General features: G+C 60.9%; 17 protein-coding genes. 13 read left to right on the top strand and 4 right to left on the bottom strand.

Annotated elements, in window-relative coordinates; all coding sequences use genetic code 11:
• Positions 1-3: 3 nt before the first annotated feature.
• Entirely contained in the window at positions 4-1,335 is a 1,332-nt protein-coding gene (tssK, locus tag ACEN8R_RS08095; RefSeq protein ID WP_064618253.1) for a type VI secretion system baseplate subunit TssK, read from the bottom strand.
• A 154-nt stretch (positions 1,336-1,489) separates the two neighbouring features.
• Entirely contained in the window at positions 1,490-1,939 is a 450-nt protein-coding gene (locus tag ACEN8R_RS08090; RefSeq protein WP_007937709.1) for a hypothetical protein, read from the bottom strand.
• 228 nt (positions 1,940-2,167) lie between these two features.
• Here ACEN8R_RS08090 and tssB point away from each other — a divergent pair, with 228 nt between their 5' ends.
• The 10 genes from tssB to ACEN8R_RS08040 all read left to right on the top strand — a co-directional run bounded on the left by tssB (position 2,168) and on the right by ACEN8R_RS08040 (position 14,795).
• A complete protein-coding gene (gene tssB, locus ACEN8R_RS08085) occupies positions 2,168-2,716 on the top strand; it encodes a type VI secretion system contractile sheath small subunit (protein ID WP_026331704.1) in 549 nt (182 codons plus the stop codon).
• A gap of 29 nt (positions 2,717-2,745) precedes the next feature.
• The gene (tssC, locus tag ACEN8R_RS08080) at positions 2,746-4,233 is read left to right on the top strand and encodes a type VI secretion system contractile sheath large subunit (protein ID WP_495624743.1); all 1,488 of its coding nucleotides are present in this window, start codon (positions 2,746-2,748) and stop codon (positions 4,231-4,233) included.
• Between the two features lie 75 nt (positions 4,234-4,308).
• Positions 4,309-4,806 carry an Hcp family type VI secretion system effector gene (locus ACEN8R_RS08075; RefSeq protein WP_007937704.1) on the top strand — a complete coding sequence of 166 codons (498 nt, stop codon included), beginning with the start codon at positions 4,309-4,311 and terminating at the stop codon, positions 4,804-4,806.
• A 15-nt stretch (positions 4,807-4,821) separates the two neighbouring features.
• Entirely contained in the window at positions 4,822-5,265 is a 444-nt protein-coding gene (gene tssE / locus ACEN8R_RS08070; protein WP_111453518.1) for a type VI secretion system baseplate subunit TssE, read from the top strand.
• Positions 5,249-7,042 carry a type VI secretion system baseplate subunit TssF gene (gene tssF, locus ACEN8R_RS08065; protein ID WP_495624742.1) on the top strand — a complete coding sequence of 598 codons (1,794 nt, stop codon included), beginning with the start codon at positions 5,249-5,251 and terminating at the stop codon, positions 7,040-7,042. The genes tssE and tssF overlap by 17 nt, the downstream gene beginning before the upstream one ends.
• Positions 7,006-8,031, top strand: a complete 1,026-nt coding sequence (tssG, locus tag ACEN8R_RS08060) for a type VI secretion system baseplate subunit TssG (protein WP_111453516.1) — start codon at positions 7,006-7,008, stop codon at positions 8,029-8,031. The genes tssF and tssG overlap by 37 nt, the downstream gene beginning before the upstream one ends.
• A 2-nt stretch (positions 8,032-8,033) precedes the next feature.
• Positions 8,034-10,577 (top strand): type VI secretion system ATPase TssH, encoded by a 2,544-nt coding sequence (tssH, locus tag ACEN8R_RS08055; RefSeq protein ID WP_495624741.1) that lies wholly within the window; start codon positions 8,034-8,036, stop codon positions 10,575-10,577.
• Between the two features lie 140 nt (positions 10,578-10,717).
• On the top strand, positions 10,718-12,169 hold the full coding sequence (locus ACEN8R_RS08050; RefSeq protein ID WP_064618264.1) for a hypothetical protein: 1,452 nt from the start codon (positions 10,718-10,720) through the stop codon (positions 12,167-12,169).
• A gap of 61 nt (positions 12,170-12,230) precedes the next feature.
• Positions 12,231-14,240 carry a type VI secretion system Vgr family protein gene (locus ACEN8R_RS08045; protein ID WP_495624740.1) on the top strand — a complete coding sequence of 670 codons (2,010 nt, stop codon included), beginning with the start codon at positions 12,231-12,233 and terminating at the stop codon, positions 14,238-14,240.
• Positions 14,241-14,252: 12 nt separating this feature from the next.
• Positions 14,253-14,795, top strand: coding sequence for a toxin-antitoxin system YwqK family antitoxin (locus ACEN8R_RS08040; RefSeq protein ID WP_495624739.1), 543 nt, complete (start codon positions 14,253-14,255; stop codon positions 14,793-14,795).
• Between the two features lie 194 nt (positions 14,796-14,989).
• Here the strand turns inward: ACEN8R_RS08040 and ACEN8R_RS08035 are convergent, their stop codons facing one another.
• Positions 14,990-15,385 (bottom strand): DUF4280 domain-containing protein, encoded by a 396-nt coding sequence (locus ACEN8R_RS08035; RefSeq protein WP_018929674.1) that lies wholly within the window; start codon positions 15,383-15,385, stop codon positions 14,990-14,992.
• A gap of 188 nt (positions 15,386-15,573) precedes the next feature.
• On the opposite strand from ACEN8R_RS08035, the gene ACEN8R_RS08030 reads away from it, so the two are divergent.
• The 3 genes from ACEN8R_RS08030 to ACEN8R_RS08020 all read left to right on the top strand — a co-directional run bounded on the left by ACEN8R_RS08030 (position 15,574) and on the right by ACEN8R_RS08020 (position 18,737).
• Complete coding sequence (locus ACEN8R_RS08030; protein ID WP_258612232.1) at positions 15,574-16,641, top strand: phosphotransferase family protein; 1,068 nt, start codon at positions 15,574-15,576, stop codon at positions 16,639-16,641.
• 25 nt (positions 16,642-16,666) lie between these two features.
• Positions 16,667-17,434 carry an SDR family oxidoreductase gene (locus tag ACEN8R_RS08025; RefSeq protein WP_018929676.1) on the top strand — a complete coding sequence of 256 codons (768 nt, stop codon included), beginning with the start codon at positions 16,667-16,669 and terminating at the stop codon, positions 17,432-17,434.
• Positions 17,435-17,621: 187 nt separating this feature from the next.
• A complete protein-coding gene (locus ACEN8R_RS08020; RefSeq protein WP_495624738.1) occupies positions 17,622-18,737 on the top strand; it encodes a Gfo/Idh/MocA family protein in 1,116 nt (371 codons plus the stop codon).
• 454 nt (positions 18,738-19,191) lie between these two features.
• Here the strand turns inward: ACEN8R_RS08020 and ACEN8R_RS08015 are convergent, their stop codons facing one another.
• On the bottom strand, positions 19,192-19,440 hold the full coding sequence (locus ACEN8R_RS08015) for a DUF1652 domain-containing protein (RefSeq protein ID WP_064618276.1): 249 nt from the start codon (positions 19,438-19,440) through the stop codon (positions 19,192-19,194).
• Positions 19,441-19,613 lie beyond the last annotated feature (173 nt).

The raw sequence follows: 19,613 nt of genomic DNA, 5'->3' as shown, positions 1-19,613 counted from the left end.
CGATCAAGCACTTTCACTCGCCTGGGCCACAAACAACACCACTTGCCATGGACTGCTGGCCAGCCTGGAAGCCGGTGCGGCAATCAGCAACGGCAACTGCCCGTCGAACCATTGGCCTTCGGCCGTCACCACGAACAACCGCGTATCGTCGCCGACGCCGTAGGCCACTTGCTCATTGCGACTCATGGCCTGATGGGACAAACCGCTCATGCGCTGACGGCTGAGCAACGGGATGTGCGGCTGCGAGGCGATGATCGCTCCGCTCAGCCATTCGCTGGCGGCCTGTTCGCTGGCGCCATTGGGCATGCGCAAACCGATGACCAGCCGTTGGCTCGGTTGGTCGTCGGGCAATTGAATCGAGAAGGATTGTTCGTTGCGCTCGAACGCCAGGCTGCGATAGCCGGCGCGGATCAGTTCGAGGGTCTTTTCCAGCCAGTCGAGCACCGTTTCATAGCCGCGCTGCAACTCCAGAAAATCCAGCGGGGCGAACGCCGGAACACCCGCCAATGGATCGAGCGCCGACCAGGCGCCGGTCAGCCCGAGCAGCGAGCCATACAGCGCCTGCGGCGTGGCCACGCGACTGTTCAGCAGACCTTCGACTTCCGGCAACCGCGCCCACAGCGCGGTCAACTGACGCCGGATTTCCATCGAATCATCCTGATTGCCGGCCTGCTGCGCCTGGCGCAAGCGACCGGCGAGGAACATGCATTTCTCCCGCGCCCTGGCACACAGTCCCGCCACGCGCCGGCCCACCACCGATTCGGGTAACAGGCACGGCGTCGGTGGTGTGTAAGGCAACGCAAGAAAACCGCCGCCTTCCTTGCGAATTCTCAGCAGCGGCAGGCAGACCGAATCGGCCTTGTTCAGTTGCGTGCACAAACGCGGATTCGGGCGCCACACCGTGATCGATTCGGGGTACTCGCCGCTGGTGAGATCCGGCAGCGCATCGCCGACGACAGACTGCAATCGCCCCTTGAGCGGCAGTAACTGACCGGCACGCCACAGCGGACTGACCGCCAGGTAAACGGTGACAGTGGCGTTGTCCGTGGCGTCGATCGCTTCACTGACGTCGAGCTCCAGCATCGGCCCGACACCGGCCTGCAAATTGACCGGCAAACCGTCCGGCAACGTCGCCTGCAAATTGAGCAGGCGCACCAGCCCGGCGCTCAGTGCCGAGGGGTCGAATTCAACGCGGGTCACGCCCCAGAACCACGGATTACATGCTTGGGCGAAATGCGCTACCAACGCCTCGGCCCGCAGCCCTTGCAACTGAAAATGCTGGGGCAGCAACTGCATGCCCTCATGCCAGCAAACCGCGTCAGGAAGCAGACTCATACGATTCCCTTCGACCTCTCGTGACGCCGCACCAATGGCGGCCTGGCCCGCTTTTCGTAGGAGCCAGGCTTGCCGGCGAAGGCGCTCGCAAGGACGCCTTCGCCGGCAAGCCTGGCTCCTACATGTCTGTTTACGCGCCTTAATCCCCCGGTGTTCAGTTCGGGTGGTCGCTGACCAATGTCATCTCGCGACTGTCGAACTTGAGCCAGGCGTTGCTTTGATCGTCCAGCCGCAACCGGTGTGCTCCGGGAGTGGTATAGCTGGCGAAGACTAAAAGTCCAGCCGCCCGCTTGCCCCCCAGCGGAAAGGGTTGTTTGTCGATGAATTGACCCGGCACCAGCTCCAGTCCCCAGACTGTCATCAGCTGTCGGTAGTCGCGCTGATACTGCTCACGCTCGGCGAACCACTGGCGGGCGGTGATACCCGACAATTGCTTGAGCAGATCTGCGTCGTTCACCGCAATGAAGTCCACCGCAATCGGGGTGTCGTCGTTGGCGCGGGGCGCGACGTCCAGCGTCAGGTTATCGAGATCGACGCGAGGCCCGAACAACGAACACCCGGCGAGTGAGAGGAGCAGAACCAAAGAAAAGAGACGTGCGTACAAAATGAATTTTCCTTTTCTCGACACGGTCCAAAAACGTTTTTCGTTTGCTTTTTTATAGACCTGTTCTAGCGTCTTGGGTAGTTCGGTCGGCACGACGAATTCGGAAGGTTCGTCAAAGGAATGACAGGTCCTCTGCCCTCCCTTTCTAACCTACGGTCCAGTAAGGGAATGCGATGAAACGGGCCTCCCGATGCATTGCTCCCGCCTCATGCATCGGAGTCAGCCACCATGGCAGAAAGTACTCAGCACAAGCTAGACAGGGTTCGCCCACCCCGGGTGCAAATCACCTACGACGTCGAAATCGGCAACGCGATCGAGAAGAAAGAATTGCCATTGGTTGTCGGTATTCTTGCCGACCTCTCCGGCAAGCCTCTCGAACCACTCCCGAAATTGAATGAACGGCGTTTCACCGAAATCGACCGCGACAACTTCAATGAAGTCCTCGCCTCGATCGGCCCGCGCGCCACCTTGCAGGTCAACAACACCCTCAGCGGCGACGACAGCAAGCTCAACATCGAGCTCAACTTCAAACACATCGATGACTTCGATCCGGTCAAGGTGGTCGAGCAAGTCACTCCGCTGCGGCGCCTGTTCGAAGCGCGTCAACGTCTGCGCGACCTGCTGACCAAACTCGACGGCAACGATGATCTGGACAAGCTGTTGCGTGACGTCATTGCCAACACCGAGGGACTGCAAGAGATCAAGTCGGCTCGTCCGGACACCGCCGCTCCCGCTCCTGCTGGCGACAGCGAAGCACCGGCTGAACCGCAAGCCTGATCGCTCATCCACCCAGGGAGAATTTTGCCATGCCCGCCTCATCCGCCGCCGAGACCCAAGCCAGTGACAGTGCAAGCGAGACCTTGTCCTTGCTCGATGAAATAATCGCCAAAGGCCGCATGGCCCATGACGACAGCCAACAGGATTACGCCCGCGACATGCTCGCGGAATTCGCCACCCAGGTCCTCGATGAAGGCATGGCCGTCGACAAGGACACCGTGGCGATGATCAACGACCGCATCAGCCAGATCGACGAGCTGATCAGCGCTCAACTGAACGAAGTGCTGCACCACCCGGACCTGCAGAAACTTGAAGCCTCCTGGCGCGGCCTGCACTTGTTGGTTAAGAACACCGAGACCAGTTCCCGGCTGAAATTGCGCCTGCTCAACGTGACCCAGAAAGAGCTGCAGAACGACCTGGAAAAAGCCGTCGAGTTCGACCAGAGCGCGCTGTTCAAGAAGATCTACGAAGAGGAATACGGCACCTTCGGCGGCCACCCGTTCAGCCTGTTGGTGGGTGACTACACCTTCGGCCGGCACCCGCAGGACATCGGCCTGCTGGAGAAACTGTCGAACGTCGCGGCGGCCGCCCATGCGCCATTCATTGCCGCCGCCAGCCCTCGGTTGTTCGACATGAACAGCTTCACCGAACTGGCCGTGCCACGGGATCTGTCGAAAGTGTTCGAGAGCCAGGAGCTGATCAAGTGGCGCTCGTTCCGTGAAAGCGAAGATTCGCGCTACGTGTCGCTGGTGCTGCCGCACTTCCTGCTGCGCCTGCCTTACGGTCCTGACACGTCGCCGGTGGAAGGCATCAACTACGTCGAAGACGTCAACGGCAGCGACCACGGCAAATACCTGTGGGGCAACGCCGCGTGGGCCTTGTCGCAACGGATCACCGAAGCCTTCGCCAAATACGGCTGGTGCGCGGCGATTCGCGGTGCCGAAGGCGGTGGTGCGGTGGAGGGCCTGCCGGCCCATACCTTCCGTACAACCTCCGGCGACCTGTCGCTCAAATGCCCGACCGAAGTGGCGATCACCGACCGTCGCGAGAAAGAGCTCAACGATCTCGGATTCATCGCCCTGTGCCACAAGAAAAACAGCGACGTGGCGGTGTTCTTCGGCGGCCAGACCACCAACAAGTCCAAGGTCTACAACACCAACGAGGCGAATGCCAACGCGCGGATTTCGGCGATGCTGCCGTACGTGCTCGCGGCCTCGCGTTTCGCGCACTACCTGAAGGTGATCATGCGCGACAAAGTCGGCAGCTTCATGACCCGCGACAACGTGCAGACCTACCTCAACAACTGGATCGCCGACTACGTGCTGATCAACGACAACGCGCCGCAAGAGATCAAGGCGCAGTACCCGTTGCGTGAAGCCCGGGTGGATGTGACCGAGGTCGCCGGCAAGCCCGGAGCCTACAAGGCCACGGTGTTCCTGCGGCCGCACTTCCAGCTTGAGGAACTGACCGCGTCGATCCGCCTGGTCGCGACCCTGCCGCCACCGGTAGCCGCCTGACCTGCCTCCCGTCGGGGTCAACCCGGCGGGATTCCCCTGCTTATCTAGCACGATTACTTTCAGGAGTTTCATGCGATGGATGCAATCATTCTCGACCTCGGCGGCGACATCAAAGGCGATAGCTTGCTCGAGGGTTACAAGGACAAGATCGAAGTCATGTCCTACAGCCACAACGTGGCCATGCAGGTGACCAATGACGTCAGCAACTCGGAGCGCACCTCCGGCAAGCCGCACATCGGCGAGTTCACCCTGACCAAGTTCGTCGACAGCTCGACGCCTTCCCTCAACGAATATTGCTGCGCCGGCAAACCGATCCCCGAAGCCAAGATCACCATCGGCCGTAACGCCGCCGAAGGCAGCGGTCAGCTGATGCCGTTCATTATCTACACCCTGACCAACGTGGTGCTGTCCAACGTCAGCGTCAGCGGCGGCACGGGTGGCAAACCGGTGGAAACCATTTCCCTGAACTTCACCAAGATCAAGTGGGAGCTCACCGCCCAGAAAGACGACGGCACCAAGGAAGGCACGGCCGCCTCGACCTGGGACATGGCCGCCAACAAGCTCGTCAAGTAAGCGGGCGCGTCGGCCATGGCAGGCACCGGCATGCTCCCACCGTTGTTCGAGCGCCTCGCCGCCAGCGAGGTCGACACCGTGCAGGTGTTCGATCGCCAGGGGCTGCTCGACTCGGTGCACACGGAGTTGCTACGCCTGTTCAACACCCGACGCGGCTCACGTCCGCTGACCTCTCCACCGAGCATTCTCGACTACGGCATCGCTGACTGGACGGCCTTGCAACAGCAGCGCAGCGATGACCGTCGTCAGTTGGCGCGGGAAGTCCGCGAGGCGATCACCCATTTCGAACCGCGCCTGCAACTGGGCGAGGTCCAGGTCAATCCGGTCCCCGGCCATCCGCAGCAATTGAGCATTCGGCTGGTGGGCGAGTTACGCAGCGGCCAGCAGCACTGGCCCGTGGCCTTTGTCATCGAGAAGGCCAGCCATGGTCTTGAGGTGCGTCATGAGCGACTCGATTGACCCGCAACTGCTCGATTACTACCAACGCGAACTGACCTGGCTGCGCCACGCCGGGAGCATTTTTGCCGAGCGTTATCCCAAGGTCGCCAGACGCCTGGAACTGTCCCCCGGTGAATGCCCCGACCCACATGTCGAACGACTGCTCGAAGGTTTCGCCCTGCTCGCCGCACGCTTGCAACGGCGGCTCGATGACGATTACGCCGAGTTCAGCGACGCCTTGCTCGAACAGCTTTACCCGTTGGCCATGCGGCCGCTGCCGTCCTGCGCGATCGTGCAGTTCGAGCCGGACCCGAGCAAGGGCAACCTGAACGATGGTTATCCATTGCCCCGCGACACACCGCTATTCGTCACCACCAGCAAAGGCGAGAGCATCCACTTTCGCACCAGCGCTGCGGTTCGATTGTGGCCGGTGGAAATCAACGAAGCGCTGCTGCTGGGCAGCGATGAAGCACAGGCCCTGACCGGTGTGGCGCAGGCGCGTTCGGCCTTGCGCCTGAGCCTGCGTTGCCTGGGTGAGAGCCAGTGGTCGACGCTGGCCATCAAACAATTGCGCGTGCACCTGGCCGCCTCACCGGTGATCAACGCCTGCCTGTATGACCTGCTCGGCGCCCACGCGGTGAAGGTGCTGGCCGGACCGGTCGGCAGCGTGCCGGTCATGCTGGCGGGGTTACCGCAAATCGTCGGTTTTGCCAGCGACGAAGTGCTGTTGCCGGACGAGGATGGTGTGCATCCGGGCATGCGCCTGCTCGCCGAGTACTTTGCATTCCCGGACAAATTCAACTTCTTCGACATTCCATTGGCCGGCGCCTCCAGCGACAGCCAGACGCTGTACCTGTACATCGTGTTCGACCGTGCCCCGGCCAACCGCCTGCACCTTCAGGCCAGCGACTTCGCCCTGGGCTGCGCACCGGTGATCAACCTGTTTCCACGAACCTCGGAACCACTGCGCCCGGACGGCACCCGCAGCGAGTATCGCCTGGTCGCCGACAGTCACCGGGAAAACAGCGTCGAGATCCACAGCATCCGCGCCATGCGCGCCAGCTCAAGCCAGGGCGTGCAACGGGTGCCAGCGTATTACGGCAGTCAGCATATCGGCGGCGACAAACAATGCTATTGGCATACGCGACGGGTCAGCGGCATGACCCCGAATCGTCTGGGCACCGACCTGATGGTGAGTCTGGTGGACACCCGGCTCGATCCGCTGACCGAGGCCAGCGAATACAGCCTCACCGGGGAACTGCTGTGCACCAACCGGCATCTGGCCCAGAGCCTGCCGGCCGGCACGCCCCTGGGTTTCGAACGACCGGGGCCGGTGGCCTGGGCCCGTTTGCGTAACCCGCCGAGCCCGCAGAGTTTGCCGCGACTGGATGGCGAATCCCGTTGGCGGCTGGTGTCGCAACTGACCCTCAATCATTTGTCACTGGTCGAGGGGCCGCAAGCGCTGGATGCCCTCAAGGAAATCCTCCAGTTGCACAACCTGCGTGACGAGGCCAGCGCCTTGCGGCAAATCGACGGTTTGTTAAGCCTCGGCTGCGAACGGGTGATCGCCCATGTTGGTGAAGACGCCTGGCGCGGCTGGCGCAATGGGCTGGAGGTCCGGCTGCAACTCGACCCACAGCATTTCGTCGGCAGCAGCGCCGTGCTGTTCTCAGCGGTGCTGGCGCAGTTCTTTTCACTCTATGCCACGGCCAATCGCTTCGTGCGCACGGTTCTGGTCCAGTCAGACAAGGAGGTCAAGACATGGCAACCCCAAGCCGGCATGCCGCTGTCCCTCTGAGTCTGAGTCAGAAGCTGCGGCGCGATCCGCAGGCGTTCGAGTTGTTGCAGGCGTTGTTGCTGCTGGAACGCGAACACCCGCAAGCCGAGTCCCTGGGCAGCGGCACCGCCCCTCAAGCAGAAGCCTTGCGCCTGCGCGGGCCGTTGACGCCGCTGTTTTCCGCCAGTGAAATTGAAAGTCTGACCCTGGACGCGGGCCAGCCACCGACGCTCACGACACCAGTGTTTGGCCTCGGCGGGCCGGACGGCCCCCTGCCCTACGCCTATCAGGAATGGCTGCAACAACGGGCCCGCGCCAAGGACTATGCCCCGGCCGAGTTCCTCGATCTGTTCCAGCATCGCTTGCTCAGCCTGCTGTACAAGGTGATGCGCAAACACCGGATCGCCGTCGGCTTCACGGCCCCCGGCGCGTCGCCGGTGCAGGCGCAACTGCGGGCGCTGACCGGGCTGTTGCCCAAAGCCTTGCAGGAACGCCAGGCCGTACCCGACTCTGCCGTCTTGGCGTGCAGCGCACTGTTTGCCGACGGTCGTCGTTCCCTGGCCGGCTTCGCCGCGATCGTGCGCGAGCACTTCGAATTGCCGGTAGAACTCAGCGCCTATGAAGGTGCCTGGCGGGAAATCCCGCCGGCCAGTCGCAGTCGACTGCAACCGGGCGGGCGCAACCTGCAACTGGGTCGTAACGCGGTGGCCGGCACTCGGGTCTGGGATGAACACGCCGGCATCCGCCTGACCCTTGGCCCACTGACCTCGGCGCAGGCGGCGCGGTTTCTGCCGGACGGTGAAGCCCATCCGGCGCTGGCCAGTCTCAGCGCGCTGTATTTCGGCCCCGACCTGGATTGCACACTGGTGCTGTTGGTGCGCGGTGCCAGTCCGATGAAACTCGGTCGCCAGGCCCCGCCCTTGCTCAGTTGGAACGGCGGCCTGCAACGCCAGACCAGCCTTGCCGTGCAACGGATCGAAACCCGCCTTCGTCAGCTGGAGATCACCTGAACATGGAACTGGCCAGTCTGATCGGACGCCTCAACCCGGACAACCGCCGCGCCCTCGAACGGGCCGCACAGCGCTGCCTGCAACGGGGTCATCATTACGTCGAAATCGAACACTTGCTGCTGGAGTTGCTGGACATCGAGGGCGGCGACTTCGCCTGGCTGCTGCCGCGCTTCGGGCTGGAGCGCGATGCCCTGACGGCGGAAATCAACAAGGCCCTGGAACTGTTCAAATCCGGCAGTACCCGCACCCCGGCGCTCTCGGCGCACACCATCGGCCTGCTTGAAGATGCGGTGGTTCAGGCCAGTGTGCTTGGCCTGGAGAGCATCCGCTCGGGTTTGCTGCTACTGGCCCTGCTCGACCGTGATGAACGTCGCAGCCTGCTGCTCAATAGCGCCTCGTCGCTGTTGAAAATTCCACGGGAAGCCTTGCGCAGTAATTTGCTGGAGTGGACCGAAAACTCGCGCGAACACGTTGGCGGCACGCGGCCGGTCAGTGCCGGCCATCCGCAACCGAAACAGGATTCGGTGCTCGACCAGTTCACCCAGGACCTGACCGCCGATGCCCACGCTGGGCGCATCGACCCCATCGTCGGCCGCGACGGCGAGATTCGTCAGTGCATCGACATCCTGCTGCGCCGTCGGCAGAACAACCCGATCCTGGTCGGCGCACCGGGGGTGGGCAAAACGGCGGTGGTCGAAGGCCTGGCGTTGCGCATTGCCGCCGGGGATGTGCCGCCGTCGTTGCAAGAGGTCAGCCTGCGGGTACTCGACCTCGGTCTGTTGCAAGCTGGCGCCGGGGTCAAGGGCGAGTTCGAGCAGCGCCTCAAAGGCGTGATCGACGCGGTGCGCAGCGCCGACAAACCGATCATTCTGTTCATCGACGAAGCCCACACCCTGATTGGTGCTGGCGGCGCGGAAGGCGGCAGCGACGCGGCCAATCTGCTGAAACCGGCGCTGGCCCGTGGCGAGTTGCGCACCCTGGCCGCGACCACCTGGCTTGAGTACAAAAAATACTTCGAGAAAGACCCCGCCCTCGCCCGGCGATTTCAGTTGGTGCAAGTCGAGGAGCCGGACGAAATCACCGCTGTGGAAATGCTCCGTGGCGTGGCTGCGAAACTGGAACAGCATCACGGTGTGCAGGTGCTCGACGCGGCGATCCACGAAGCGGTGAAACTGTCCCACCGCTACATCTCCGGGCGCCAGTTACCGGACAAGGCCATCAGCGTGCTCGACACCGCGTGCGCCCGGGTCGCCCTCGGCCAGCACGACGTGCCGCCACCGCTGGAAAGCCTGCGCCATCGTCAGCAGAGCCTCAAGGAGGAAGTCGAACGCCTGCGTCGCGAACAGGCCACCGGGCTCGATCACCGTGAACGCATCACCCTGCTGGAAACCGAATCCGTGGGTAACGTGCAGGCCATTCGCGAGCTGGAAACCCGTTGGAACGAAGAACGGGTCGCCGTGCGCGAACTGCTGGAAACCCGTCGCGAATTACTCGCCTTGAGCGAACGCGCCGACAACGACAAACCGGACGAAGCCACCGACAGCCACATCGATCATCTGGCCGCCGAACTGGTGCGCCTGGAGGCTGGGCTGGATGCCATTCGCCAGGACGATCCGCTGGTGCCGGAACAGGTCGACGGCAAAACCGTGGCCGCCGTGATCGCCGGATGGACCGGCATCCCGGTGGGCAAGATGCTCGCCGACGAAGCCCACGCCGTGCGCACCCTCGGCCAGCGCATGGGCCTGCGGGTGATGGGCCAGAGCACCGCGCTGAACACCATCGCCCAACGCCTGCAAGCCTACCGCGCCGGCCTCACCGACCCGCAAAAACCGGTCGGCGTGTTCCTGCTGGTCGGCCCCACCGGCGTCGGCAAAACCGAAACCGCTTACGCCCTGGCCGACGCGCTGTATGGCGGCGAACGCAACCTGATCAGCATCAACCTTTCCGAATACCAGGAAGCCCACACCGTCAGCCAACTCAAAGGCGCCCCACCCGGCTACGTCGGCTACGGCAGCGGCGGTGTACTCACCGAAGCGGTGCGGCGCAAACCCTATTCGGTGGTGCTGCTCGACGAAATCGAAAAGGCCCATCCGGACGTGCTCGAAGCCTTCTACAACGTCTTCGACAAAGGCGTGATGGAAGACGGCACCGGGCTGGTGGTGGACTTCAAAAACACCGTAATGCTCGCCACCAGCAACGTCGGGGCTGAGTTGCTGCTCGACACACCGACCGCTCAACTGGGCACCGATGCCTTCAACGAAGTGCTGCATCACGTGCTGCTGAAAGCCTTTCGCCCGGCGTTTCTGGCGCGCATGACGGTGGTGGCGTATCGACCGCTGGATGAAGCGACGCTGGAAGGGATTGTGTTGGCGAAGCTGGAGAAATTGCGCAGCCGGTACAAGGCCGCGACCGGCAAGCAGTTTGAGTTCGATGCCGGGATCGTGCAGGCGGTGTTGGCCAAGTGCAGTGCTGCCGGGGCGAGGGATGTCGAGAATGTGTTGATGACGCAGGTGACGGGGAAGTTGGCGGAGTGGGTGTTGGAGTAAGTCCCGGACGACTGACTCTCTTGTGTAAACAGGAGCAAAGTGTAAACCCGAAGATGTCGCATAGCAGAGGAAGCAGTTGCCATGTGCTGTGCTGGTTATTTTTCGATGAAGGTAGTGCAGCCAATATGAGGTAAGTCATCATGCCGACCCGACTGATAATAGGCGCAGGCGTTTCCGCTGCAGTGTTCCTGAACACCTCATCCGATGGCTATAAAACTGTAGTTGTCGGTGAGGATGGACTATGGGCAAAACTCGTAGAACACCCCATGGGCCAGCCCGCCCACCTCCTGCACTTACCGGGTTCTCCACCACCGTCGTTCACGGTTGCCAATGGTGAAATGAGCCTGGACAACTTCCTCTCCTCAGGTGTTTTTCAGCAAGGCGTCAGTGAAATCGTCAAAGGTAGTCGCTACGGTCACAATCCTTCACGCAAGGTACGGCGGATATCCAAGTCACTCACCCAACCAGGAAATTACGTCGCATGGTTTGATACCTCGCATGCCTTAATCGTTGAAAAAATAGTGATTGCCACCGGCATTGGCGCCCAACGTAAACCGCCCAAAATAACAGGAACACCTGCGCCCGGTGTTGAATACTCACAAGTTATCGAAGGTATCGAATTTCTTGAAGACGAGGAGCAACAAGTTCCCAATATTGACCGCGCTATCTACGGCGGTAGCGCCACCGCCGCCTGGGTGGTCGATATTGCCAGCAAACACTCGCCAAAGATGAACTGGCTTGCCCGCCCCGGCGGCTCCGAATTCACGGGAGCAGTACTGCCTGGGGCCAGGAATGCAAAGATCATCAAGCTTTGCGAAACTCACAACCTGCAGTTATTAAAAGAGGTTACCGAGGTCGAATATGTTGGTGAACGGTTGCATATACACGTCAAAGACGAAGATTTCTGTTATATCGCCGATCAGTTCATTTATTCATTAGGCGGGGACGACAACCCTACTGTTACGGATCATATCTATCAGGTAATGGACCCAGACATCAGGGATGACCTTTCTCCTATCCTCGACGCCAGCGGTGCATTAGGCACGCAATACAAAAGTGTATTGGCACTGGGCACCAGTGACAACGGAGTGATGATTGTCGGTGCTGCCACTTACAACTTCACCGCCATGACAGTCAATCCTACCTCAGGAAAACCGGTTCCCACTAAAAAGAAACCGGCCCCCATGGCCCATTTACCCTGGAATGCTCAAGTTCCCGATGGTATCGCCGTGGTGGTGGCCAGTATTTCTGCCCTGAACCACTATATTCCCATCAAACAGCGTCTGACACTCAACTATCAGAACACCTATCAGGAATATGCCATTACTGAAAACAACACCAACATAAATCTGGCAGACGCCAACCAATTAGCCGTATTGTTCACCTTAATGTTTGACGAGTTATCGGCCAATCAGATCAACGATCTTGTGATTCGGACCATCATGGCCCGCAGCAGAAAAACCAAGGGTAGCACTGAGGTATTCGGCCTCAGCAAACGCGACTTCTACAACCTTATCAAGTCGAGAATTAGTTTCATATCAGACACTTCAATAGATGAACGCTGCTCATTGGCCGGACTTAAGCTTAGTTGATGCCGCCGCGCCAAGAATGGTTCGCTGCGAAGCTGATTCATTGACCACCTGAGGCTACTTGATGCCCCGCTCCGTCGATGCCACCACCAGCCTTTCCCTCACCGCCGCCTCGCTGTCGGCGCTTTACCCTGAATCCCTTTCCGGCGAAGAGGCCCTCAACCAGCTCGGCTCGCAAATTCTCAACGGCCTCAACGACGGCTCCTCGCTCACCCTGACCACCGCCGTCGCCACCCACGTCACCGCCACCCTGCACAACGACGCCCTCACCCGCCCGCTGGACGCGCTGGTCGCCGAAATCCGACAACTCCCCGCCGACGCCACCGCCGAGCGCTATCAGCTTGTACTACGGCCATGGCTCTGGTGGCTGACCCTCGCCAGCAACAACCGGGTGTTCCAGAACCTCAGCACCTCGGACATCGTCACCACGATTTTCAAGGCCCACGCCTTCACCGACTTCAAGCTCTCACTCACCGGCAGTTACACCCCGCGCGAATACTGCGTGCAGTACGGCGAAACCGATTTCGCGTTCGTCTCGCGGTTGCTGGAGGAAGAAGGGATTTTCTGGTTTTTCACCCATGAGGACGGCAAGCACACGCTGGTGCTGGGTGACAGTACCGATGCGTTTGTGCCGATTCCCAATGGACCCAAGGTCAGCTATCTCGGCCAGCAACTGGGCGAACGTGAACTGCACGGCATTCGCTCCGGGCAGGTCTGCGTTCAGGCCGTGGCTGGTGTGTATCGGTCGACGGATTATGAATTCACCACCCCGACCACATCGCTGTACGGCCAAGCCGAAGCGGTGGCCGGGCCGCGTTCGATGTATGAGCATCCGGGCGGCTACAACGCCAAGGCGCGCGGCGATGCATTGACCAAGCAGCGGGTCGACGGCTTGCGCAGTCAGGAGAAACGCTTTGTCGGTGAAAGCGACTGCCGCTGGCTGGTGCCGGGGCACTGGTTCACCCTCGCCGGGCACGATGATTCAACATTGAACATCGATTGGGTGGTGACGGCGGTGACACATGACGCCAGTCACGACAGCTATCGCAATCGCTTCGAGGCAATCCCCAAGGCCACGCCGTACCGCCCGGAACGCATCACCCCCAAACCGCGCATGCACCCGCAAACGGCAATTGTCGTCGGCAAGTCGGGCGAAGAAATCTGGACCGACGAATACGGCCGGATCAAGTTGCAGTTCCCTTGGGACCGCGACGGCAAGAACGACGAAACCAGTTCCTGTTGGGTGCGAGTTGTACTGCCCTGGAGCGGCAAGGGCTTCGGCATGCAGTTCGTGCCGCGCATCGGCCAGGAAGTGATCGTGACCTTTATCGATGGCGATCCGGATCGACCGCTGGTAACCGGCTGCGTCTACAACGGTGACAACGCGCTGCCCTATGCGCTGCCGGCGAATCAGACCCAGTCGGGAATCAAGACCCAATCGTCCAAGGGCGGCGGCGGTTTCAACGAGTTGCGCTTCGAGGACAAGAAAGACGCCGAAGAGGTGTTTTTGCAGGCGCAGAAAGACCTGAAGATCAACGTGCTCAACGACACCACCGCCACGGTCGGCCACGATGAAACCCTGACCGTGCAGAACGCCCGCACGCGCACGGTGAAGGACGGCGACGAGACCGTGACCCTGGAGAAAGGCAAACGCAGCGTGACCATCCAGACCGGCAGCGACACGCTCGATGTGAAGGACAGCCGCACGGTGACCGTGGGCGCTGACCAGACCCACAGTACCGGTGGCAATTACACGCACAAGGTCACCGGCGATTACAGCCTGACGGTGGACGGCAACCTGACCATTAAAGTGACTGGCACCCTGACCCTGCAAAGCGGTGGCAGTTTCGCGATCAAGAGCGGCGCCGATCTGGCGGCCGAGGCCAGTACTTCGATCAGCCAGAAGGCCGGCACCTCTATGAGCAATCAGGCTGGTACCTCATTGGAGAACAAGGCCGGCACGACGATGACCAACGATGCCGGGATCAGCCTGACCAACAAGGGCGCCGCTTCGCAGACCGTGGATGGCGGCGGCATGCTGACCATCAAGGGGGGTCTGGTGCAGGTCAACTGACAAGGAGAACCCATGGCCATCACGCCGCTGGATTTGCAACAGAACGATAAACAGCTCAAAGGGCGCCTGCTCGATGGCCAGCTCGACGGTGCGCTGCACATCAAGGATGACGGGCGTGCGCAGGCTGATTTGCACTACAGCCACGGCGAGCTGCAAGGCACCACCCTGCTCTACCACCCCAATGGCAAGGTCTCGGCGCAGCTGCCGTTTGTCCATGACAAGCTGCAGGGGGTTGCCAGTTTCTATGCCCCCGAAGGCAGTCTGCAGCGCAAGGCGACTTATCGCCGAGGGCTGTTGCATGGCGAGGCGTTCAATTACTTTCCCGATGGGCAACTGGCGGAGGTCGAGTTTTACCGCGACGGCGTGCGCGACGGGCGCTATCAACGCTTTCATCCGAACGGCAAGCCGGCCGTCGAGGCTCGATATCTCAACGGTCAATTGCTGGAACCGGAACAGGGCTTCGCCAGCGACGGACGACCATTGGACGCCGACGGCAAGCCGATCTCACGGGTGCGCTGGTGGTTCAGGCGCTGGAGCGATCCTGCTCAAGCCTAAGTTCTGTAGCAGCTGCCGAGCAGCGCGAGGCTGCGTTCGGCTGCGAAGCAGTCGCAAGTCCGGCTGATGCGGTCTGCCTGATGTACCGCAGTCTCAGGTTTTACGACTGCTTCGCAGCCGAACGCAGCCTCGCAAGCTCGACAGCTGCTACGGCCGAACGCAGGCTTCGGCAGCTGCTACAGAGGTTGTGGCGATCAGGGAATCAGCATCTGCATTTGCCCCGGCATCACGATTTTGATCACTCCGGCCCAGTTGCACATCAAGGTGCTGTTGGCATCGATGGCCGGCATGCCACCCAGCAGTAGGGTCGGCGCGCCGCCGGGGATCCACGGGGTGGCGGTGGCCGGGATGCACGGCATCGGCGTCAGCACGCCAAGCGCCGCGGCGGTGGCGGCCGCGACCATCGGGTTGGCCATGCTCATGCACGTGCCGAACGGCATGACGTTCACCAACGGAATGTGGTCCATGATGTTCGCCGCCGGCATGCCCCCGGTCATTGTGCGGTTCACTGGCAGCACGTTGAGTACCGCCGGCGCCGCGCCGAAACTGCATTGCAGGGTCGCGGTGGCGCAAACTTGCGGACAGCCCATGTTGAATCTCCTTCCTGGAAGCGACGCTCCCTGAACCATAGTCCGCCGCGCCTGTTCGCGCACATCAGGAACGCTGATTATCCGGCAACACGCTAACCTATAAGACCGTGCCGCGCTTGTGGCCACCCCGGCGCGCCATTAGATTAGCCAATGATGTCTGGCCTCCAAAATAAGCAGAAGGGATAAGCATGGCGCTTACTGACCAGTCCACCCGTATCCGCTCTGGCGAAGAACTCGATGCCAGCCTGATCGATCCATACCTCAAGGCGCACATTCCGGGTCTGAGTGGTTTGCCTGTGATCAGCCAGTTTCCGGGCGGTGCGTCGAACCTGACTTACCTGCTGGAATACCCCGAACAGGAATTCGTCCTGCGTCGGCCGCCGTTCGGCCACAAAGCCAAGTCCGCCCACGACATGGGCCGTGAATTTCGCATCCTCAATCAGCTACGGGACGGTTTTCCCTATTGCCCCAAAGCCTATGTGCACTGCACCGACGAATCGGTGATCGGCGCCGAGTTCTATGTGATGGAACGGGTCAAGGGGATCATCCTGCGCGCCGAACTGCCACCGGAACTGGGCCTGGATTCGGCGAAGACCGAAACCCTGTGCAAGAACTTCATCGACAAGTTCGTCGAACTGCACCGGGTCGACTACAAGGCTTATGGCCTGGGTGACCTCGGTAAACCCGAAGGTTATGTCGCGCGGCAAATCAAAGGCTGGAGCGAGCGCTACGAAAAAGCCCTGACCCCGGACGCGCCGAAGTGGGAAGCAGTAAAGGCCTGGCTCAACGACAAGATGCCAGCCGATCACCCGACGTCGAGCATCGTCCACAACGATTACCGCTTCGACAACGTGATCCTCGATCCGAACAACCCGATGCAGATCATCGGCGTGCTGGATTGGGAGCTGACCACCCTCGGTGACCCGCTGATGGACCTGGGCAACACCCTCGCCTACTGGATCGAAGCCGACGACCCGGCACCGGTGCAACTGATGCGCCGCCAGCCAAGCCACGCCCCCGGCATGCTGACCCGCCGCGAATTCGTCGATTACTACGCCGAGCGCGCCGGCATCCAGATCGACAATTTCGACTTCTACTACACCTATGGCCTGTTCCGTCTGGCCGGCATCGTGCAGCAGATCTACTACCGCTTCTTCCATGGTCAGACCCAGGACAAACGCTTCGCACAGTTCATTCACATGAACAAACTGCTGGAGCAGATGAGCTTGCAGGTCATTCAGAAATCCAGCCTCTGATCAGGCCCCATAACAAGGAAAAATCATGTCCAAGACTCAGTTGTTCGACCTCGACGGCAAGATCGCTTTCGTCTCAGGTGCCAGTCGCGGCATCGGTGAAGCCATCGCCAAACTGCTGGCGCAGCAAGGTGCCCACGTGATCGTTTCGAGCCGCAAGCTCGACGGCTGCCAGCACGTCGCCGACGCGATCATCGCCGCCGGCGGCAAGGCCACCGCCATTGCCTGCCACATCGGTGAGATGGAACAGATCACCCAGGTCTTCGCCGCCATCCGCGAACAATTCGGGCGTCTGGACATCCTGGTCAACAACGCCGCGACCAACCCGCAGTTCTGCAACGTGCTGGACACCGACCTCAGCGCCTTCCAGAAAACCGTCGACGTGAACATTCGCGGCTACTTCTTCATGTCGGTGGAAGCCGGCAAGCTGATGCGCGAACACGGTGGCGGCAGCATCATCAACGTCGCCTCGATCAACGGCATCTCGCCGGGGATCTTCCAGGGCATCTACTCGGTGACCAAGGCAGCGGTGATCAACATGACCAAGGTGTTCGCCAAGGAATGCGCGCAGTTCGGCATTCGCTGCAACGCCTTGCTGCCGGGTTTGACCGACACCAAGTTTGCATCGGCGCTGGTGAAGAACGAGGCAATTTTGAACACCGCATTGCAGCAGATTCCACTCAAGCGCGTGGCGGATCCGAGTGAAATGGCCGGTGCGGTGTTGTACCTGGCGAGTGATGCTTCGAGTTATACGACCGGGGTTTCGCTGAATGTGGATGGCGGGTTCCTGTCCTGATTCGGTTTTGCGAATAAATCAAAGGCAGCCTCAGGGTTGCCTTTTTTGTTTCCCTCGCGTGCACCCCGCCCCTGCGTAGGGGGATTGGCACTCTCACTACAAGAATATTTATTCCGAAATTTGCATATTGCGAATTTTTATTCCATAAATAGCCCTCCTGAAAATAAAAATCCAAAGGACCCCGGCTATGCGCGAACTCGGTATCGGACTCATCGGCACAGGTTTCATGGGCCGCGCCCACGCCCTGGCCTTTCGCAATGTCAGCGCTGTTTTTGAATTGCCGCTGAAGCTCAAACTCGCCGCCCTTGCCGACGCCGACCCGCAGCGCGCCCGCCACTGCGCCGACGCTTGGGGCTTCGATGCTGCTCACAGCGACTGGCAACAGCTGATTGATGACCCCAAGGTCAACCTGATCGCCATCACCACCCCCAACCATCTGCACTACCCCATGGCCATGGCTGCCATCGCCGCCGGTAAACCGGTGTATTGCGAAAAGCCGCTGGCGGTCAGCCTCCAGCAGGCCAGTACCATGCACCTTGCAGCCAAAGCCGCAGGCGTGGTGACGCGGGTGGGTTACAACTATCAGCACAACCCGATCATCGGCCTGGCTCGGGATTTGATTCAAAACGGCGCGCTGGGGCAGATCATCAGTTTCCAGGGCGAGTTCAGCGAAGACTTCATGGCCGATCCCGTTTCACCCTGGTCCTGGCGCTGCGACGCCAATTACGCCGGCGGCGCCCTCGCGGACCTGGGCAGTCATTTACTGGCCATGGCTCGTCATCTGCTGGGCGACGTCGAGGCGGTGTGCGCGGATACCCAGACCGTACATGCGCAACGCCCCGTGATGGCGGGTGGTCAGGAACGACGCGAGGTCGCGGTCGACGATCAGGTCCACGCGTTGCTGCGGTTCGCCAATGGCGCGCGAGGGACGTTCAGCAGCAGCTGGCTCAAACACGGTTACAAGAATCACCTGAGTTTTGAAATCAGCGGCACCCAAGGCACCCTGGCGTTCGATCAGGAACGCTTGAATGAACTGCGGCTGTATCGTGCCGGGCAAGACGGTTTCCAACGGCTGCTGGCGGGGCCGGATTTGCCGGGTTACGCCGCCTTCAGCCCGGCGCCGGGGCACCAGTTGGGTTACAACGAACTCAAGACCCTTGAAGTGCATGAGTTGGTGATGGCGCTGGCCGGTCTCGGCCAGGACGGGACCGATTTCGAGCAGGCGTGGGAAGTCGAACGCCTGGCGACGGCGATTCGTCTGGCGGCACGGGAGTCGCGGTGGGTCAGGATCGAGGAAGTCTGAACCGACGCTCAGGTCATACACCGCCAGTTGCACGTGCTACTGGCGGTACACCGGACCCGGTTTACTGAGTGACGCAACGGGTCAGGGTCGTGGTTCGGGTCACCTGCCCTTCAGCCCTCATATCACCCTGTACATCGGTACTTTCGGTGGTCGAACAGGTACGAACCGGTGTCGGTGGCGGTACGGCCGGGGGTGGAGGCGGCGGACTGGCGCAACCACCCAGAATCGCCATGCAGAGTGCGAGCGACAGTGGTGAAAAAGCACATTTCCCAAAATTGTTCATAGGCTGACCCGCGGTAAGTAATCGACATTTTCCGCGACTCGAAAACCATCCCGCGAACCCGCGGCCCTGTCACAGAAAAGAAATACCCTCGCATTCCTTATAGCTTAGCTACCCGCCAATGCCAGAAAGACAGCGACCATTCCATTACCGCAGGCCTGCGGGATATGACGCCTAAAGAGCGGAGGATCGATTCAAGCCACTGCTTTCAAGCTCATAGCGCAGCTCTTCAATCAACGCCGCCACTGCCTCCGGCGTCCGGAGCGTCGCCACGTTCAACCCGCTGACCACCAGATCCACCTGCCCTGTCGCCGGATGGTAAAGCTTCACCGTCAACGAATTATCCCCGGCAAGCGCACACTCACAGGCCAACGGCAAAAAGCTCCGCTCCAACCGCATACGCAATTGCACCAGGTAACTCATCCCGACTCACCTTGGCGACAGCGTAACGTCGACTGCCCGCCTGTTCTTTTCGCACCCATGAGGTTGCTCCTTCAGCTGCATCGAAGAGGACGCGATACCGGGCCCAAGCCACGTCTCGCACCCCGACAGCCTAGAAAAAAGCCCCATCTGATCAATACATGAAATTGCACCAC

Source organism: Pseudomonas sp. Pseusp15 (assembly GCF_059492165.1).
Note: the sequence above shows the minus strand (reverse complement) of the source record. Positions and strands in the feature narration are given on the sequence as shown.

Bases quoted from the DNA above. Each gene is read 5' to 3' on its own strand.
- tssK (WP_064618253.1), bottom strand. From the start codon at position 1,335: ATGAGTCTGCTTCCTGACGCGGTTTGCTGGCATGAGGGCATGCAGTTG.
- tssB (WP_026331704.1), top strand. From the start codon at position 2,168: ATGGCAGAAAGTACTCAGCACAAGCTAGACAGGGTTCGCCCACCCCGG.
- tssC (WP_495624743.1), top strand. From the start codon at position 2,746: ATGCCCGCCTCATCCGCCGCCGAGACCCAAGCCAGTGACAGTGCAAGC.
- ACEN8R_RS08075 (WP_007937704.1), top strand. From the start codon at position 4,309: ATGGATGCAATCATTCTCGACCTCGGCGGCGACATCAAAGGCGATAGC.
- tssE (WP_111453518.1), top strand. From the start codon at position 4,822: ATGGCAGGCACCGGCATGCTCCCACCGTTGTTCGAGCGCCTCGCCGCC.
- tssF (WP_495624742.1), top strand. From the start codon at position 5,249: ATGAGCGACTCGATTGACCCGCAACTGCTCGATTACTACCAACGCGAA.
- tssG (WP_111453516.1), top strand. From the start codon at position 7,006: ATGGCAACCCCAAGCCGGCATGCCGCTGTCCCTCTGAGTCTGAGTCAG.
- tssH (WP_495624741.1), top strand. From the start codon at position 8,034: ATGGAACTGGCCAGTCTGATCGGACGCCTCAACCCGGACAACCGCCGC.
- ACEN8R_RS08050 (WP_064618264.1), top strand. From the start codon at position 10,718: ATGCCGACCCGACTGATAATAGGCGCAGGCGTTTCCGCTGCAGTGTTC.
- ACEN8R_RS08045 (WP_495624740.1), top strand. From the start codon at position 12,231: ATGCCCCGCTCCGTCGATGCCACCACCAGCCTTTCCCTCACCGCCGCC.
- ACEN8R_RS08040 (WP_495624739.1), top strand. From the start codon at position 14,253: ATGGCCATCACGCCGCTGGATTTGCAACAGAACGATAAACAGCTCAAA.
- ACEN8R_RS08035 (WP_018929674.1), bottom strand. From the start codon at position 15,385: ATGGGCTGTCCGCAAGTTTGCGCCACCGCGACCCTGCAATGCAGTTTC.
- ACEN8R_RS08030 (WP_258612232.1), top strand. From the start codon at position 15,574: ATGGCGCTTACTGACCAGTCCACCCGTATCCGCTCTGGCGAAGAACTC.
- ACEN8R_RS08025 (WP_018929676.1), top strand. From the start codon at position 16,667: ATGTCCAAGACTCAGTTGTTCGACCTCGACGGCAAGATCGCTTTCGTC.
- ACEN8R_RS08020 (WP_495624738.1), top strand. From the start codon at position 17,622: ATGCGCGAACTCGGTATCGGACTCATCGGCACAGGTTTCATGGGCCGC.
- ACEN8R_RS08015 (WP_064618276.1), bottom strand. From the start codon at position 19,440: ATGAGTTACCTGGTGCAATTGCGTATGCGGTTGGAGCGGAGCTTTTTG.